This window comes from Rhodococcus sp. SORGH_AS_0303 (genome assembly GCF_030819335.1).
Classification (GTDB): domain Bacteria; phylum Actinomycetota; class Actinomycetes; order Mycobacteriales; family Mycobacteriaceae; genus Rhodococcoides.
Genome location: NZ_JAUTBO010000001.1, coordinates 2,942,523 through 2,959,271, shown reverse-complemented (window position 1 = coordinate 2,959,271; position 16,749 = coordinate 2,942,523). Strand labels below are relative to the sequence as shown.

Genomic DNA, 16,749 nt, shown 5'->3' with positions numbered 1-16,749 from the left:
AGAAATCCAGAGGTGGAACCGGTGGCTCAGGGCGACCTCACCACGACGTCGTACGTCGTGCTCGGCATGTTGGTGTCGCGGGACCTCACCGCGTACGACATCTCGGAACTGTTCGGTCGTGGTGTCGGCGAACTGTGGCCTCGGGCGGGACGGCAGCATTACAACGCGCCGAAGAAGTTGCTCGAGCGTGGGCTCGTGACAGCGAGGGCCGATGCGGTGGGCGCGCGTCCCCGCACCGTCTACTCGATCACCGACGAGGGGCGCGCAGCCCTGACGGCATGGTTGGCGGAGAAGTCTCGCCCGTCGGCTCTCGAGTTCGAGGGCATGATGCGGGTGCTGTTCGCCGAGCAGGGTTCCATCGAGGACCTGCGCGGCAACCTACGGACGATGCGGGAACAGGCCGACGCCACCCGCCGACTCTTCGGGCGGCACGCCGTCACGCTGCGAGACACCACCGTCGCGACGTTTCCCGAGCGTCAGCACCTGATGGCTCTCGCCAATCGCTTCATGGTCGGACACTTCTCGCACATCGTCGAGTGGAGCGACTGGGCGCTGGCCGAGATCGAGGACTGGCCGGACACCACGTCTCCGGCCACCTCGCACCGGGATCGGACCGAGACGATGCTCGACGCCTCCGCGCGGCTGGGTGCACCGGAGGTGTCCCACGAGCCGTGACCGGACAGTCGGTTCACGGAGCGGGTTGGCACCTCGGGCACCAGTAGATCTGCCGCTCTTCGAGCGGGTTGTCGCCGAGCAGCCCCTCGCGGATGCGCGTTCCGCATCGGCGGCACGGCTTGTTTTCGCGGCCGTAGACCCAGAAGTGCCGGCCCGCACGGAGATCACCGGTGAAGGTGCGCGCGTTGCGGTTCTTGTTGGCCGTGATCGTCCGGTGTGACAGATCGATCATCTTGGCCAGATTGCCCGCCTCGGCAACGGGAGTGTGGGGATCGACGCCGCGCAGGAACAGGATCTCGTTGCGGTAGACGTTCCCGAGACCGGCGATGACGCGTTGGTCGAGCAGAGCGAGACCGATCGGCCTGTCGGGCTCCGCTTCGAGATTCGCAAGGGCCTCCGCCGGATCCCACAGGGGCCCCAGCAGATCCGGCCCGAGATATCCGACCGCTTCCTCGACGGTATCCAGTATCTCGACGACACCGAGTTCGAATCCGACTGCGACCCTGTCACTCGTCCCGAGCACGATGCGCGCTTGGTAGGCGGGCCGTCGCCACGGTGTGTCCGGCTGGTAGACGTGCCAGGCGCCTTCCATCTTCAGGTGGGAGTGGATGACCTTGCCGCCGACCTCGATGACGAGGTGTTTTCCCGCCGAGAGAACCGATTCCACTGTCTCGCCGGTGAAGTCGACCGTGGCGTAGCGCGGCACGCGCACATCACACGTGGTGAGAACCTTGCCGTCGAGTGCGTCGCGCAGACTGTTGGCCGTGCGCCAGACGGTGTCGCCTTCGGGCATGGATCAGGCCCTGATCCGGAGGCCACGCGGCGTCGCCGAGAAGCCCGCCTCGGTGAGGATCGTCGCGAAGACGGAGCCGTGGATGTCGCTCCCGTCGGTGCGTTCGATCACCAGCTTGTCGACGGACCTGGTGGTCACCAACGACACGAGAGCCGACGCCGCGGTGACCAGCACGTCGCGCTCCTCGGTGAAGGTGAGCACCGTCTTGCCGCCCCGCTCGACGTACAGCACGAGTTCGCCGTCCACCATGACGACGAGGGCACCGGCCTTGCGTCCGGGGCGGTGCCCGGATGCCGCGTCCACAGGACTCTTGGGCCAGGGCAGTGCGGCGCCGTACGGGTTGGCGGGATCGGTCGCGGCAAGTGCGACGGCTCCGACAGGACGTTCCGACTCGCTGCGCAGTCGGTCGACGACGTCCGAGGTGGAGAACTGGGCGCCGCCGAGCGAGTCGACGAAATAGCCGCGTCGCGCCCGGCCGCTGTCCTCGAAGCCGGTGAGCACCTTGTAGACACCGCCGAAGCCGCCGGGCACGCCCTCGTTCATGACGGACCCTCGGGTGACGACGCCGTAGCGCTCGAGCAGGATGTCCGAGGTGGCATGTGCCCGGATGGTGGGGTCCGACTCGGCCTCCGGAAGTAGGGCCCACCGGCCACCCGCGGAGGGTGGTCCCGTGCGCGTCGGTAATGAGGGTCGCGCGAACCGCTGGTAGGACCGCGCCCGCGGCGAGCGTCGCGCGGGGCGGTGGCTCGGCGCGGAACGGGTGGTGCCGTGCAGCAGCGCTCGCAGCGGGGCGAACGTGTCGTTGGTGAGGTGACCGGTCCACACCAGATCCCACAGTGCCGCAACCAGAGTCGTGTCGTCGGCCGGGGCGCCGGACTCGGTCTGGTGCAGCTGCCCGACGGTGTCGGACAGCTGTCGGAAGAAGTACGCGCCGCCGCCCGAGAGCACCTGCAGCACGGTCTGCTGCAAATCCGTCAGTTCGTCGTCCTTGGCGGGCGGCAGCGTCACCGGGGCGGCGTCGGCGGGATGGAGGCAGATCCACCCGTCCTTCGAGGAGATCGCGCCGTGGCCGGACCACACCACTTCGCCGGTGGCGGTGAGCTCGTCGAGCATCGCGGGGGAGTAGTCCCGGACACGCTGGGGCAGGATCAGCGATTCCCAGGCCGAGGCAGGAGCCGGGACACCGGCGAGCTGGTCGACGACCGTCGCCACGCCGTCGAGTCCGCGCAGGGTGCCGCCGACGTGCTGCCAGCGCGGCAGGAAGCGGCCCAGGACACCGGTGGACACGGGTTCGACGTCCTGGCGTGCGGCGGCGAGCGAACGCCGGCGGAGCCTGCGCAGCACCTCGGCGTCACACCACTCACTGCCCGAACCGCCGGGCCGGAATTCACCTTCCACCACCCGCTTCTGGGCGACGAGGCGTAGCAGCACGTCGCGGGCGACCGCCGACCCGATGCCGAAGCGGCCGGCGACGTCCGCGACCGAGAACGGACCGTGGGTGCGCGCGTAGCGGCTCACGAGATCCCCGAGCGGATCCTCGACCGGCTCGATGAACGCCGCCGGGGTGCCGATGGGCAACGGGACACCCAGCGCATCACGGAGTCTGCTGGCGTCCTCGATGGCGACCCACCACTGCGACCCGGCGAACGAGACCTCGAGGGCGCGGCGCGCCGCGGTGAGCTCGCCCGCCCACTGCGCTGCGGAGCCGGGCGACTCGATGCGTGCCTCTATCTCCGCCGTCGTGAGCGGGCCGAGCAGGCGCAGCAGATCGGCCACGCCCTCCGCGTCACGTGCCTTGCGGTCGTCGACGAGGCGCTGCAGTTCGAGCTCGGTGTCGGTGACGACGTCGCCGTCGAGCAGGTCGCGCAGTTCGACGCGTCCGAGCAGCTCCGCCAGCAGCGAGGCGTCGAGAGACAGTGCAGCAGCACGACGCTCGGCGAGCGGTGAGTCGCCCTCGTACATGAACTGGCCGACGTAGCTGAAGAGCAACGAGGTGGCGAACGGTGACGGGGAGTCGGTCTCGACGTCGACGATGCGGATCTGGCGGCGTGCGATCCGCACACACAGGTCCTCGAGTGCGGGCAGGTCGTACACGTCCTGCAGGCACTCGCGCACCGTCTCGAGCAGGATGGGGAACGTGGGGTACTTCTTGGCCACGTCGAGAAGCTGCGCGGCGCGTTGACGCTGCTGCCAGAGCGGCGCTCGCTTGCCCGGATTGCGGCGGGGCAGAAGCAGTGCGCGCGCGGCACATTCACGGAACCGCGACGCGAAGAGGGCGGAGCCACCGACCTGCTCGGTGACGATGTCGGTGATCTCGTCCTTCTCGAAGACGAACAGGTCCGGGCCCGGCGGCTCGTCGTCGGTGTCCGGGAGGCGCACGATGATGCCGTCGTCCGATGCCGTGGGCTGCGAGTCGATGCCGTACCGCTCGATGAGGCGCGCGCCGATGGCCAGGGCCCACGGTGCGTGCACCTGCTGGCCGTACGGGGAGTGCAGCACCAGACGCCAGTCGCCCAGCTCGTCGCGGAACCGTTCGACGACCAACGTGCGATCGGTGGGCATGTGGCCCGTCGCCGTGCGCTGCTCGGTGAGCAGCGCGGACAGGTTGTTCACCGCGTTGACGTCGAGCCCGCTCTCCTGCAGCCGGCCGCGCAGCGCGTCGTCGTCCGACGACTCGCGCAGGAACGCGCCCAGTGCCTCGCCCAGTTCGGCCGGGCGACCGAGTCCGTCGCCGTGCCAGAACGGCAGTCGGCCGGGCTGCCCGTAGGCCGGGCTGACGAGAACTCGATCGTGGGTGATCTCCTCGATGCGCCAACTGGTGGCACCGAGGGCGAAGACGTCTCCGACGCGCGACTCGTAGACCATCTCCTCGTCCAGTTCGCCGACGCGGCTGGCCTTCTCGCCGACCATGAAGACGCCGAACAGTCCGCGGTCGGGGATGGCGCCGCCCGAGGTGACCGCCAGGCGCTGGGCGCCGGGGCGACCGGTGAGCGACCCGCCGTCGCGGTCCCAGACCAAACGTGGCCGCAGCTCGGCGAACTCGTCGGACGGGTACTTTCCCGACAGCAGGTCCAGCGTGGACTCGTAGGCGGACCGGGGCAGCGACCCGAAATTGCCGGTGCGCCTGACCATGTCGAACCACTCGTCGGCGTCGATGGGTTCGAGCGCGCACGCCGCCACGGTGTGCTGGGCCAGGATGTCGAGCGGATTGGCCGGCACCTTCAGCGCCTCGATGTGCCCGTCTGTCATCCGCTGCACGGTGACAGCACAGTGGATCAGGTCGGTGCGGTGCTTCGGGAACAGCACGCCGCGGGAGATCTCGCCGACCTGGTGGCCGGCGCGACCGACACGCTGCAGACCGCTGGCCACGGACGGCGGCGCCTCGACCTGCACCACCAGATCGACTGCGCCCATGTCGATCCCGAGCTCGAGACTGCTGGTGGCGACGACGCATTTCAGTCGGCCGGACTTCAGGTCGTCCTCGATGAGCGCGCGCTGATCCTTGCTCACGCTGCCGTGATGCGCGCGGGCCAGCAGCGGCTCGGCACCGTGGACGACGTCACCGGAGGCGCCGATCTGCGACGGCGGTGCGTGGTCGACGGGTGCACCGTCACCGAGGCGTTCGGCGTAGATCTCGTTGAGGCGCGCGGTGAGTCGCTCCGAGAGCCGTCGGGAGTTGGCGAAGACGATGGACGACCGGTGCTCCAGGACGAGGTCGACGATCTGCGCTTCGACATGCGGCCAGATGGACCCCTGCTGCGGAGCGGCGGAGGCCGACCCCTCCTGCGGCTCGGTGGTGCCGAGTTCCGTCATGTCCTCCACCGGAACGCGCACCGAGAGGTCGAACGTCTTCGGCGACGGCGGGCACACGATGCTGATGGGTGCGGACCCGGTGAGGAAGCGTCCCACCTCCTCGTGTGGACGGACGGTGGCGGAGAGCCCGATGCGCTGAGCGGGCTTGTCCAACCTCGCGTCGAGCCGCTCCAGCGACAGCGCCAGGTGCGCGCCGCGTTTGGTGCCGGCGACGGCATGCACCTCGTCGACGATGACGGTGTCGACATGCTCGAGGGATTCGCGTGCCGCGGACGTCAGCATCAGGAACAACGACTCGGGTGTCGTGATGAGGATGTCCGGCGGCGTCTTGAGCATCAGACGACGATCGGCGGGGCTGGTGTCGCCGGAGCGCACGCCCACCGAGATCTCCGGCGGCGCGACGCCCTGCAGCTTGGCCGTCTGCGTGATGCCGACCAGGGGAGCGCGCAGGTTGCGCTCGACGTCCACCGCGAGCGCCTTCAGCGGCGAGACGTACAGCACGCGGGTGCCGGGTGCCGTGTCCTCGGGATCACGGCTCACCAGCTTGTCCAGCGCCCACAGGAACGCGGACAGAGTCTTGCCGGAGCCGGTGGGAGCGACGACGAGGGTGTGCGCGCCGCTGGAGATGGAGTCCCACGCGCCGAGCTGAGCGGCGGTGGGCGCGGGGAAGGCGCCGTCGAACCACGCCCGCGTCGGAGCCGTGAATCGCGCGAGCACGTCCTCCGGTGCCGGAGTGGGAGGGTTCTTCACCTCTCCATAGTGCACGGACCCCCTGACACGGTCGCCGGATGCGCGTCCCCACCCCCCGCGAGTACGTCGATGAGGTCGCTGAGAAGGCCGGGATCACAGCACTCTGGACGTACTCGCGAGGTGTGGCGGCGCGACGATCAGTCGTGCAGGCGTTCCTCGCCGCGATTGCGGAAGAACTTGAAACCCGGGATGCCGATGACGGCCTTGCGCACGTCCTTGGTCACCTCGAGCAGTTCGTGAATCTCGGGGGACACCGTGTCGAGCGTGGCGAGGATCGGCATGATGCCCTCCATCCGCTGCACCAGCTCCGGCAGCTGGTCCACGAGCTTCACGGCCGCCTGAACCTCGGCCTCGGAGAAGTTGTCCACGAAGGTGCGGCCCAGCGGAATCGCGCGCTCGGTGATCGGTTCGAGCTCCGAGATCATCGCCAGCGCCTTGGACGAGGCCGACTCCGCCCCGACGATGACGCCCTGCGCGTCCTCGGTGGTGGCCGAGACCTTGCCGATGACGGTCTGAGCCTGGTCGGTGATGCGCTCGATGGCGGCGATCACCTCGTCGACACGCACGAACAGGTCGTCGATGCGCCGGGGCAGCTGGGCGACGAACGCGACGGTGTCGAGCGACCAGAGCACGGTGCCGCGTGCGAGTCCGAGCATGTTGCCGAGTGACGGTACGGGCAGCCGGACGGTGCGCACCGACAGATCGTTGTCGGGTGCTCGGTGTCGATCCACGTCGGCCATGAGCACAGTGTGCACGGTGACGCCCCTCACGCGGCGGTATGCGAGCGCACCGCACCCGTAATGTCGAGAACATGACTGCTTTCGTGACCGGGGCCAGCGGCTACATCGGTTCTCGCCTCGTCGACGCGCTCGTGTCGGCCGACGAGAGCGTCGTCGTGGGCTCGCGCACGCCGGAGAGGCTGACCGCCTTCGACTGGCACGACGACGTGCGGGCGGTGCGACTCGATGTGACCGACGCCGACTCGTGCGCCGAGGCGCTGTCCGCGGAGGACATCGACGTCGCGTACTACCTGGTGCACGCCATCGGGGAATCCGGCTACCGGGCCACCGACCTCGCGTCCGCCCGGCACTTCGCCGAGGCGGCACGCGCCGCGGGTGTCCGCCGCATCGTCTACCTCGGTGGCTTCGTCCCCGAGGGCGAGAAGCTGTCCGAGCACCTCGCGAGCCGCGCCGAGGTGGGCGAGGCGCTCACCATCGACGGCATCGAGGTGGTGTGGCTGCGCGCCGCCATCGTCATCGGCGCCGGATCGACGTCCTTCGAGATGATCCGGTACCTCGCGGACCGGCTGCCTGTGCTGCCGCTCCCGAGCTGGTTGAGCAAGCCGGTGCAGCCGATCGCCGTCGACGACGTCGTGCACTATCTCCTCGCGTGCGCGTCACCCGACGTGCCCGCCGACGCGTACGACATCGCGGGCCCCGAGATCCTTCCGTACAAGGACCTCGTCTTCGCCTACGTCCGCGCTGCCGAGCTGCATCGTCTGGGTGTGCCCACCCCGGGCATCCCGACCAAGCTCGCGGCTCTCGTGATCGGCCGACTGATCCCGGTTCCGGGACTGCTCGCCGACGACCTGGTGCAGTCTCTCGTGAACTCGATGACCGCCTCGGAGAACCGCATCTCGGAGTTCGTCCCCGAGCCTGAGGGCGGTCTCACCGACGTCGACGACGCCATGCGCCGAAGCCTGCTCGGCGCGAGCGCCACCCGCGGCCTGGCCACGACGCCCGACTCGCTGCGCCTGGTGTCCTCGGACGCGGAGTGGACCGGCGGCGACGTCCGCAGCATTCGCCGCCGCGGCGCCGAACTGCTGAGCGAGGACGGGTGGAAGCTCGCCGAGGCACTCGGCATCGGCGCGGTGCTCTACTCGTGGCCCGTCGCTCCGGTCGTCCGGACCAATCTGGACGTGGTTGCCGCGGTCTCGTCCCGGGTACGGTCTCTTCTGAAGTTCTAGTCGGTCTCTCGTTCACAGACCGCAAGTTCCGACACGACCGACAGGTTCGACGAGCCGGAGGAGTACTTCATGGTGTCCTGGCAGATGAGGGCCGAATCCATCGTGCGCAACGCGCTGGTGGACAAGGTCGACCGCGACCATCACGAGACCGATCGCGCCTTCCTACGGCGGCGCATCATCGTGGCGGTCGTGCTCGTCGTGGGCGCGACGCTGCTGGGAGTGTCGCTGTCGACCGAGCCCGGCGACCCCATGTTCTACACGCTGACCATCGCGCTGGCATTGGTGTGGATCGTCGGCGGGTTCCTGTCCGGGCCACTGCACCTCGGTCGCATCAACTTCCGCGGGACCCTGCGGCGGCCGATCATCACGCCGATCGCGATCGGTCTGGCCGCGGGTGGCGTGTTCATCCTCGGCGCACTGGTCGTGCGGGAGATCCCGCCGCTGCGGGACTTCACGGCCAACGTCCTCGATCACGCGCGCGTCGGACCGCTCGCGCTCATCGTCTTCATCACGTTGTTCAACGGGGTCGCCGAGGAGATCTTCTTCCGCGGCGCTCTGTTCTCGGCCATCGGCGTGAAGCGGCCGGTCGTCATCTCGACGATCGTCTACACCATTGCCACTCTGGCCACGGGCAACCCGATGCTCGGCTTCGCCGCCATCACCCTCGGTTTCGTGCTGGGACTCGAACGCCGGGCGTCCGGCGGCATTCTCGCGCCGATCCTGACGCACGTCGCGTGGTCGACGGTCATGGTCTTCGCCATGCCACCACTGTTCGCCTGACGCTGCCCGATCGGGACGTGGCAGGGTAGCGCCCATGACCGGTGCACGAGGCAAGTCCGTCCGCTCGGACGATCTGGACGCCACCGATCGCGTGCTGGTGGAGGAACTGATCACCGACGGCCGTGCGACTCTCGCTCACCTCGCGGAGCGGGCGGGCCTCTCGGTCTCGGCCGTGCAGTCACGAGTGCGCAGGCTCGAGTCGTCCGGGGTGATCCTCGGATACACCGCGCGCGTCGATCGGGAGGCCATCGGCCAGCCACTGTCGGCGTTCGTGGCCATCACCCCCTTGGATCCGACGGCGCCCGACGACGCGCCCGCGCGTCTACGGCCGCTGCCCGAGGTGCAGGCGTGCCATTCCGTGGCGGGGGAGGACAGCTATGTGCTGCTGGTCCGCGTCGCGTCACCGCGGGATCTCGAGCGACTCCTGCAGCAGATCCGGACCACTGCCAACGTGCAGACCCGCAGCACCATCATTCTGCAGACCTTCTACGACTCCTGATCGCGCTGCAGCATTCTCCAGACGCGGTCCGCCGACATCGGCAGTGCGTGCGGCCGTACGCCGACGGCGTCCGTGACGGCATTGGCCAACGCCGGTGCGACGGGGTTGTACGGAGACTCGCTCATCGACTTGGCACCCAGCGGCCCGAGCGCGTCATAGGTGTCCGCGAACAACACTCGGGTCGTCGGAACGTCGGCGAGTTGCGGGATGTGGTAGTTCCGTAGCGACGCTGTGGTCACGTGCCCCGTCTCGTCGAGCCGCATCTCCTCGTACAGTGCCGCGCCCAGCGCTTGCGCCACACCACCTTCCACCTGCCCACGGCACTGCACCGGATTCATCACCGTGCCGGCGTCGACGGCCTGCACCGAGTCCAGGATCGCGACGCGGCCGCTCCCGGGGTCGACCGCGACCCGAAACCCGTGGACGTTGAACACCACCGAGCGAGGCGATCCGCCGTGGTACCCGTCCGCCGCCAACGGTCCGTCGTGGGCCGCGACGATCTCGTCGAGGGAGCACAGTGCGCCGTCCACCGTGACGCCCTCCGGACCGAGCACGCCCTGCGTCGGCAGCGATCCGGTCAGGCTCGATGCGGCACCGATGATGCGCTCGCGCAACGACTCCGCGGCGAGTGCGACAGCCTTGCCGGCGACCACCGTGCCCGCCGACCCGAAGGCGCCCGTGTCGTGGGAGGTGACGTCGGTGTCCGACTGTGCGATCTCGATGCGGTCGACGGTCGTGTTCAGGATCGACGCCGCGATCTGACCGTGCACCGTCGTGGTGCCGTTACCGAACTCGGCGGTGCCGACGCGCACCAGGTAGCGCGCTCCGGGCAGAGCGGTGATCGACGCGTCGGAGACGTGGCCGCGCGGCGGCACGGTGGCATTCATACCGATGGCCACGCCGACGCCCACCTGCCATCCGTCGGGCGCCGGCGATCCGGGCTCGGCGAGTGCCTCGTCCACGAGATCGAGGCACTGGTCGAGTCCGTAACTGCCGAACAGGAGGTCGCCGTCGAGGACGTGCGCGGCGACGAACGGATCACCCGGCACGACGACGTTGCGACGCCGGAACTCGATCGGATCGATGTGCAATCGGTGCGCCAACTCGTCGAGCGCCGACTCGACGGCGAAACCGGTCTGCCCGACGCCGTATCCGCGGAACGCGCCGGACGGAATCGTGTTCGTGTACACCGCTCTCGCCTCGACGCGCTTGGCCGCGCAGCGGTAGAGGGCGATCGAGTCGGTGGAATGGTGCAGCACACCGGGACTGTGGTTGCCATAGGCGCCTGCATCGCTCAGCACGTCGAGGGTCAGCGCGGTGAGCGTGCCGTCGGCCGTGGCGGCTGCGGTGACCGACACCTCCATGGGATGCCGACAGGGCGCGACGGTGAACTGGTCGGCACGGGAGAACTCGAGCTGTACCGGTCGACGCACCGTCAGAGCGGCGAGCGTCACGAGATCCTCGGTGAGCATCTCCTGTTTGGCGCCGAACCCGCCACCGACCCGCGTCGTGAACACCCGCACGGTGTCCGGATCGAGGTCGAAGATGTGACACAGCTCGTCCCGTACGAGGAACGGGACCTGCGAGCTCGTGCGGACGGTCAGGCGCCCGTCCTCGGCAAACCAGGCGATCGCACCGTGCGTCTCGAGGTGAGTGTGCTGCACGCGGGCGGTGCGCCACGTTCCGGTCACCACGGCGTCCGCGGCCGCCAGGCCTGCCTCGACGTCGCCGGTCGTACCGCTCACCTCGGCCACGACGTTGCGCTCGACGTCCGCGATCCTGGCCTCGGGACCCTTGCCGGCGTGGACGATCGGGGCTCCCGGTGCGAGCGCGTCCGCGGGATGCAGCACGGCGGGCAGCACCTCGTACTCGACGACGAGGCGCCGTCTGCCCTCCTCCGCGGCGGCCACCGACTCGGCGATCACCGCTGCCACCCGCTGCCCGACGTAGCGGAGCTCGCGATCCAGAACGAGAGTGTCGTCGGGATCGTCGTCCCGTGACTCGTGGCGTGCGGTGGAGAAGGCGACGGGCGGCGCGTCCTCGTGGGTGAGCACCGCGACCACACCCTCGACGGCCAGCGCGGCCGACGTGTCGATCGAGACGATGCGCGCACGGGCGTGGGGGCTCCCCAGCACCGACAGATGCAGTAGACCCGGCATCGCGACGTCGAGCGTGTAGGGCTCCGTTCCCGTGACGACGCGAGCGCTGGCCGGTGCGGCGACGGAGCGTCCGCACGCCGGTCCCTCGGTGGACTTCTCGATGGTGCGCACACCCGTGACCGCGTCGGTGATCGCCCGATACCCGGTGCAGCGACACAGGTTTCCCTTGAGTGAGGTGTCCAGATCCTCGGTCTGCTCGTCGGTGAGGGCGGCGGCGGTGACGATCATGCCGGCCGTGCAGAAACCGCACTGGAATCCGGCGGCGTCGACGAATCGCTGCTGCATCGGATGCAGGTCGTCCGGCGTGCCCAGCCCGGCCACCGTGGTGACCTCCCGACCTTCGGCGCGGTAGGCCGGAACGATGCACGACTGGACGGCGGCGCCGTCCAGCAGCACCGAGCACGCGCCGCAGTCGCCCGCGTCGCACCCCTTCTTCACCTCGAAGAGTCCGACGTCGCGCAGGGCCGTGCGCAGGCACTGGCCCGGTCGCGGGGACATCTCCACGGTCTCCCCGTTGACTCCCACTCTCATGACAGCTCCTCGCAGATCTGCTGTGCCAGCACGCCGCTCACGTGGCGTCGCCAGTCCGGTGCTCCGTGCACGTCGTCGTACCACTGGTCGGCGGGTATCGCGGCGTTCAGCAGCGCGGCCACGTCCTCGGCGTGCGGCACTGCCTCGAGTCGCAGCTGGTGCGGGCGGCGCGTCGACGCGGTGACGGTGAGGACGCACGATCCGTCGGCGTCCCGGCGACCGATCACGACGGCGCCGGAGCGCCCGCGAGGTGCCAAGGACATTCTGCGGCAAGCGAATCGGGAGCGCAGAACGGCGTCGTCGATCTCGATGCTGCGTATCACCTCGCCCGGTGCGAGCGACGTGCGCTGGGGTCCGGTGACCAGCGCCGCGACGGGCACGCGCCGTTCGTGACCGTCGGGGGTCCAGATCACCGCGACGCCGTCGAGCGCCGAACAGAGCGAGGTCATGGATCCCGCGGGAAGTCCGAGGGCGATGTTCCCACCGACCGTGGCGAACTGCTGCACCTTGAACGACGCGAGCAACGCGTCGGAGCAGAGGGCCACCAGCGACTCGAGGTCCGGCCACCGCGGCGGCCACGACATCCGACGCAGCGTGTCCACGGTGCACGTCGCGGCGATCTCCAGCCCCTCACCGACGACGACGGGTTCCCAGCCGAGGTCCGTCAGATCGACCAGTCGGTGCACCCCCACCTGCGGTTCCGAGAAGACCCACGTCCCACCTGCCACCACGGCGGTGCCGCCGTCGATGACCGAGAGATCGCCCCGCGTACGAGCCCGGACGACCTCGCGCACGGTGTTCAGGTCCACGGAATCACCGCCCGGCCTTCGTGAGCAGCGCCGTGTGCGCCGCCGCCACGTCCCGGGCCACCGTCTCCTCGTCGACGGTCATGACCACCCCGTTCTCGACCACCACCCGCCCGTGCACGAGGAGCCGTTCGAGGGGCGGCCGGTCGCCCAGTACCAACGCGGCGACGGGGTCGGTGATGCCGGCGTGGGCGGCGCCGTCGATGCGCCACAGCGCCAGATCGGCGAGCTTGCCCACCTCCAGCGAGCCGATCTCGTTCTCGCGCCCGAGGACTCGGGCACCGCCGAGTGTCGCGAGGTCGAGGCTCTCGCGCACGGTCATGGCCCGGGGTCCGCCGCGCGCCCGTGCGAACAGTGCTGCGTGATGCGCCTCCTCGAGCATGCTGCAGGACTCGTTGCTGGCGGCACCGTCGACGCCGAGCCCCAGGGGAACCCGAGCGTCGATCAGATCGCGCGCTCGGGCGATACCGGCGCCCAGCCGCGCGTTGGACGTGGGGCAGTGGGCTGCCCCGGTTCCGGTGGCCGCCATGGTCGCGATCGCGGCGTCGTCGAGATGCACGGCGTGCGCGTACCAGACGTCGTCGCCGACCCAGCCGACCGATTCCATGTACTGCACGGGAGTCATGCCGAAGTTGCTGCGGCAGAACTCCTCCTCGTCCAGGGTCTCGGCGAGGTGTGTGTGCAACCGGACGCCCAGCTCGCGCGCCAGCGTCGCCGATTCGCGAAGGAGGTCGCCGGTGACGGAGAACGGCGAGCACGGTGCGAGAGCGATGCGCAGCATCGATCCGAAGGACGGGTCGTGCCAGCGGTCGACCGCGGCGCTGCTCGCGGCCAGGATCGCATCGAGCGACTCCACGACGCTGTCCGGCGGCAGACCACCCTGACTGTGTCCCAGGTCCATCGATCCCCGCGTCGGGTGGAACCGCAGACCGACCGTCCTCGCGGCGTCGATCTCTGCGCCCAACACGTCGCCGCCGTCGTGGGGGAAGACGTAGAGGTGGTCGGTGGTGGTGGTGCATCCGGTCGCGGCCAACCGAGCGAGCCCACCCGTCGCTGCGACGCGGACCGAGTCGGCGTCGATGCCGGCCCACACGGGATACAGCGTCGTCAACCACTCGAAGAGCGTCGAGTCCGCAGCCAGACCGCGGGTGATCCACTGATAGAGATGGTGGTGCGTGTTCACGAGGCCGGGAGTCAGGACGCAACCGCGGCCGTCGATGACGGCGACCTCCGGACCGTCGGGACGCGGCGGCGGTGTCCCGTCGCCGAGCGCCGCGATGAGCCCGTCCTCGATCAGGACCCAGCCCGCCGCCCACTCGGAGCGGGCGGGATCCACGGTGATCACGTGGGCGCCCGTGATGAGAATGCGGTCCGGCACGTCGTACTCCTGTCCTCGCTGTGTCACCGAGTCAACACCGTGTCGGCCACCCGCGCAGGGCGCGCGCCGACGAAACGTGGCCGAAACGAGCGCCGCCTACTGTCGGATCCTCCAACGACGATGCGGGCGGGTGAACGGGTGTGCTGATCCAGGACGTGCTCGACGTACCGGAACTCGCGCTGCGGCGCCTCGTCGGCACCGACGACCAACTCGGTCGGACCGTGCGGTGGGCCTTCGCGACCGATCTGCCGGACCCGTCGCGCTACATCGTGGGCGGCGAGCTGGTCGTCACCGGCATGGTGTGGCGCCGCGCGCCGGAGGACAGCGATGCCTTCGTGGCGTCGGTCGTCGCGGCGGGCGCTGTGGCGCTCGCGGCGGGCGACGAAGTGTTCGGTTCCGTCCCCGACGACGTGGTGAATGCGTGCGAGAAGTACTCGCTACCGCTGCTCGCGGTGCCCTCGGCGGTCGCGTTCGCGGACGTCATCGCGGCCGTCACCAGCCGGGTGACCGGCGATCGGGTGGCGCGGCTCTCCGCCAGTCTGGCCCGCCAGCACCGATTGCTCACCGCGGTCACCGACGGACGCGCGCTCGCGGACCTCACGCACGAGACGGCGCGGGACACGGGCGTGACCTGCCGGATCATCACCGCGGTGGGCCGGCCCGTGGTGTCCGCCGAGCCGTTGGCCACGGAGGTGGTGGACGCTCTCGTCCGCACTGCGGCGCAGAGTCTTCCGTGCCGCGTGCTCACCGAGAACACGGTGCGGTCCGTGCTGCCCGTCGGATCGAGTTTCGGTCACCGTGCGACTGCGTGGTACCTCGTCGTGGACGGTGACCACGAGTGCCTGGACGGGCAGGTTCTCGATGCGCTCGGTCAGCTGGCGAGCATCGCGGCCCTCGATCGCGTGCGCGTGGACGACGGCGCGCGGGTGCTGCGCACCATGGCCGACCGCGCGGCCGAACTCCTCGTCGACGGATCCGGAGAGCAGGCGCTGGAACGCATTCGACAGATCGGCGTCGACGTGACAGGAGACGTCGTCGCGCTGGCCGCCACCGCGGATATGCCTGTCGAGGTCCTGGCCGCGGTGCTCACCGACGCGGTGCGGGAATCGGTCGACGGTGCGGTGAGTGTGGGAGTCACCGGCGGGGACCTCGTGATCGGCGTCGTCGGGCTACCTTCCGGTCGGACGTCCACCCGCATGGCCGCCGATCTCGCCCTTGCGCTGCGTCGACTCGAGGACACCGTGACCGGACGGATCGCCGTGGGCGTGGGTACGGCTACAGAGGCCGCGGCCCTCGTCGGATGTGTGCGGTCGGCACAGCATGCGCGTGAGGTGGCGGCGGCATCGGCCGACCGGATCGCCGTGCGGACCAGCGCGGACACCGGGTCGGCCGCCGTCCTGCTCTCGGTGGTGCCGGACGGACTGCGCGCTGCCTATGCCCGGCGGGTGCTCGGCGCGGTACTCGACCACGACAGCCGCACCGACGCGGGACTGCTGGACACGCTGCGGGCGTACCTGCACCACGACGGTTCCTGGAGCCGCACGGCGGACGCCCTCCACGTGCACGTCAACACGGTGCGGTACCGCATCGGACGGGTGGAGGCGCTGACGGACCGAGACCTGGGGACGACGGAGGACCGCACCGACGTCTTCGTCGCGTTGGCCGTGCTCGGGCCTCAGCCGACGACGCTGTAACCCCGCCAGGCGGATCCCGCGTCGGGGGCGTCCTCGCGTTCGACGGTCGCCTGGATGACCCCGTAGGGACGGTCGTCGGCGTGGAAGACCTCGCCGTTGTTCTCGACGCCGAAACGGTCGAGGTCGTACAGGAAGTGATGCTTGTTCGGCGCGCTCATCCGGATCTCCGCGATGAACGGGAATGCCTCCAGCGCAGCGCGTCCCATCGCGAAGAGTGTCTGTTGCAACGCGAGCGACTGGAGTGTGGCGAACTGCTCGATCATCACTGCCTTGACGCCGGCGTACACCTCGTCCCAGTCGACGTCGGTGGTGGTGTAGCGCCACCGGGCCTCGAGCGAGGTGGCCATGACGCGGTCATGAGTCGGGGCGAGCACGGTGTAGGAGTCCTCGAGGAAGCCGGCGAACTCGGAGCCCGTCGACTTCAGGATGATCAGATCCTTGAAACCCGCGGTGACCCAGGTCTTCTGCTCCGCTCCGGAGCCGCCCACGGTGACCGAGGCGACCCGCGTCTCCTGGCCCTTGCGCACCCAGGTGTGATCGTGGGGGCGGCCGTCCACGGTGACACGCTCCCACGCGTATTCCTCGAGTTCGATCCGCGCCTCGGTCACCGGCTCGACGTCGTCGACGAAATGCCGTGCCAGATCCAGGCCGTACGACTCGAGATGCAGCAGGCCCTTCTCCTTCGCGTAGGCGTACGCGGTCTGCTTCTGGGTGTCCGTCGGCAGGACCGCGCCCTGGTCACCGACGAGATGGGCGGCGGAGAAGTCGCCCCGCAGTGCCGAGGACACGGAGATGTCCCGGATCTCGTGGCGGGCGGTGTCGCGGTAGATGCGCACCACTCGGTTCTCGGCCTTGCCGTACTGGTTGGCTCCCAGGACGATGTTCCCGGTCAGATCGGTCATGGG

At 69.6% G+C, this 16,749-nt stretch carries 12 protein-coding genes; 5 read left to right on the top strand and 7 right to left on the bottom strand.

Annotated features, from left to right (window positions below; translation table 11 throughout):
* The first annotated feature begins 21 nt into the window (after positions 1 to 21).
* The gene (locus tag QE449_RS13880) at positions 22 to 675 is read left to right on the top strand and encodes a PadR family transcriptional regulator (RefSeq protein ID WP_222627177.1); all 654 of its coding nucleotides are present in this window, start codon (positions 22 to 24) and stop codon (positions 673 to 675) included.
* 13 nt (positions 676 to 688) lie between these two features.
* Here the strand turns inward: QE449_RS13880 and QE449_RS13875 are convergent, their stop codons facing one another.
* The 3 genes from QE449_RS13875 to QE449_RS13865 all read right to left on the bottom strand — a co-directional run bounded on the left by QE449_RS13875 (position 689) and on the right by QE449_RS13865 (position 6,771).
* On the bottom strand, positions 689 to 1,468 hold the full coding sequence (locus QE449_RS13875; RefSeq protein WP_056069272.1) for a DNA-formamidopyrimidine glycosylase family protein: 780 nt from the start codon (positions 1,466 to 1,468) through the stop codon (positions 689 to 691).
* Positions 1,469 to 1,471: 3 nt separating this feature from the next.
* Entirely contained in the window at positions 1,472 to 6,031 is a 4,560-nt protein-coding gene (locus QE449_RS13870) for an ATP-dependent helicase (RefSeq protein ID WP_307108983.1), read from the bottom strand.
* A 137-nt stretch (positions 6,032 to 6,168) separates the two neighbouring features.
* On the bottom strand, positions 6,169 to 6,771 hold the full coding sequence (locus tag QE449_RS13865; RefSeq protein ID WP_082042889.1) for a hypothetical protein: 603 nt from the start codon (positions 6,769 to 6,771) through the stop codon (positions 6,169 to 6,171).
* Between the two features lie 71 nt (positions 6,772 to 6,842).
* Between QE449_RS13865 and QE449_RS13860 the strand changes: the two genes are divergently transcribed.
* The 3 genes from QE449_RS13860 (at position 6,843) to QE449_RS13850 (ending at position 9,276) form a co-directional block, all read left to right on the top strand.
* Positions 6,843 to 7,997, top strand: coding sequence for an NAD(P)H-binding protein (locus QE449_RS13860; RefSeq protein ID WP_056447708.1), 1,155 nt, complete (start codon positions 6,843 to 6,845; stop codon positions 7,995 to 7,997).
* A 69-nt stretch (positions 7,998 to 8,066) separates the two neighbouring features.
* Positions 8,067 to 8,777 (top strand): CPBP family intramembrane glutamic endopeptidase, encoded by a 711-nt coding sequence (locus QE449_RS13855; protein ID WP_056447710.1) that lies wholly within the window; start codon positions 8,067 to 8,069, stop codon positions 8,775 to 8,777.
* Positions 8,778 to 8,811: 34 nt separating this feature from the next.
* Positions 8,812 to 9,276 (top strand): Lrp/AsnC family transcriptional regulator, encoded by a 465-nt coding sequence (locus QE449_RS13850; protein ID WP_027503691.1) that lies wholly within the window; start codon positions 8,812 to 8,814, stop codon positions 9,274 to 9,276.
* Here the strand turns inward: QE449_RS13850 and QE449_RS13845 are convergent.
* Genes QE449_RS13845 through QE449_RS13835 form a run of 3 tightly spaced genes read right to left on the bottom strand, consistent with a single transcriptional unit; the run spans position 9,264 to position 14,177 of the window.
* The gene (locus tag QE449_RS13845) at positions 9,264 to 11,966 is read right to left on the bottom strand and encodes a molybdopterin-dependent oxidoreductase (RefSeq protein ID WP_307108982.1); all 2,703 of its coding nucleotides are present in this window, start codon (positions 11,964 to 11,966) and stop codon (positions 9,264 to 9,266) included. The genes QE449_RS13850 and QE449_RS13845 overlap by 13 nt on opposite strands.
* Positions 11,963 to 12,775 (bottom strand): xanthine dehydrogenase family protein subunit M, encoded by an 813-nt coding sequence (locus tag QE449_RS13840; protein WP_222627170.1) that lies wholly within the window; start codon positions 12,773 to 12,775, stop codon positions 11,963 to 11,965. Before QE449_RS13840 ends, QE449_RS13845 begins: the two co-directional genes overlap by 4 nt.
* Before the next feature lie 4 nt (positions 12,776 to 12,779).
* On the bottom strand, positions 12,780 to 14,177 hold the full coding sequence (locus tag QE449_RS13835) for an 8-oxoguanine deaminase (RefSeq protein ID WP_307108981.1): 1,398 nt from the start codon (positions 14,175 to 14,177) through the stop codon (positions 12,780 to 12,782).
* Between the two features lie 113 nt (positions 14,178 to 14,290).
* Here QE449_RS13835 and QE449_RS13830 point away from each other — a divergent pair, with 113 nt between their 5' ends.
* Positions 14,291 to 15,844: a PucR family transcriptional regulator gene (locus QE449_RS13830; RefSeq protein ID WP_307108980.1), complete on the top strand. Its 1,554-nt coding sequence runs from the start codon at positions 14,291 to 14,293 to the stop codon at positions 15,842 to 15,844.
* Here the strand turns inward: QE449_RS13830 and pucL are convergent.
* Positions 15,826 to 16,746, bottom strand: coding sequence for a factor-independent urate hydroxylase (gene pucL / locus QE449_RS13825; protein WP_307108979.1), 921 nt, complete (start codon positions 16,744 to 16,746; stop codon positions 15,826 to 15,828). The genes QE449_RS13830 and pucL overlap by 19 nt on opposite strands.
* Positions 16,747 to 16,749: the final 3 nt, after the last annotated feature.

What these genes read in the sequence shown, in the direction of transcription:
- QE449_RS13865 (WP_082042889.1), bottom strand. Translation starts at nt 6,771, where the DNA reads ATGGCCGACGTGGATCGACACCGAGCACCCGACAACGATCTGTCGGTG.
- pucL (WP_307108979.1), bottom strand. Translation starts at nt 16,746, where the DNA reads ATGACCGATCTGACCGGGAACATCGTCCTGGGAGCCAACCAGTACGGC.
- QE449_RS13845 (WP_307108982.1), bottom strand. Translation starts at nt 11,966, where the DNA reads ATGAGAGTGGGAGTCAACGGGGAGACCGTGGAGATGTCCCCGCGACCG.
- QE449_RS13875 (WP_056069272.1), bottom strand. Translation starts at nt 1,468, where the DNA reads ATGCCCGAAGGCGACACCGTCTGGCGCACGGCCAACAGTCTGCGCGAC.
- QE449_RS13855 (WP_056447710.1), top strand. Translation starts at nt 8,067, where the DNA reads ATGGTGTCCTGGCAGATGAGGGCCGAATCCATCGTGCGCAACGCGCTG.
- QE449_RS13850 (WP_027503691.1), top strand. Translation starts at nt 8,812, where the DNA reads ATGACCGGTGCACGAGGCAAGTCCGTCCGCTCGGACGATCTGGACGCC.
- QE449_RS13860 (WP_056447708.1), top strand. Translation starts at nt 6,843, where the DNA reads ATGACTGCTTTCGTGACCGGGGCCAGCGGCTACATCGGTTCTCGCCTC.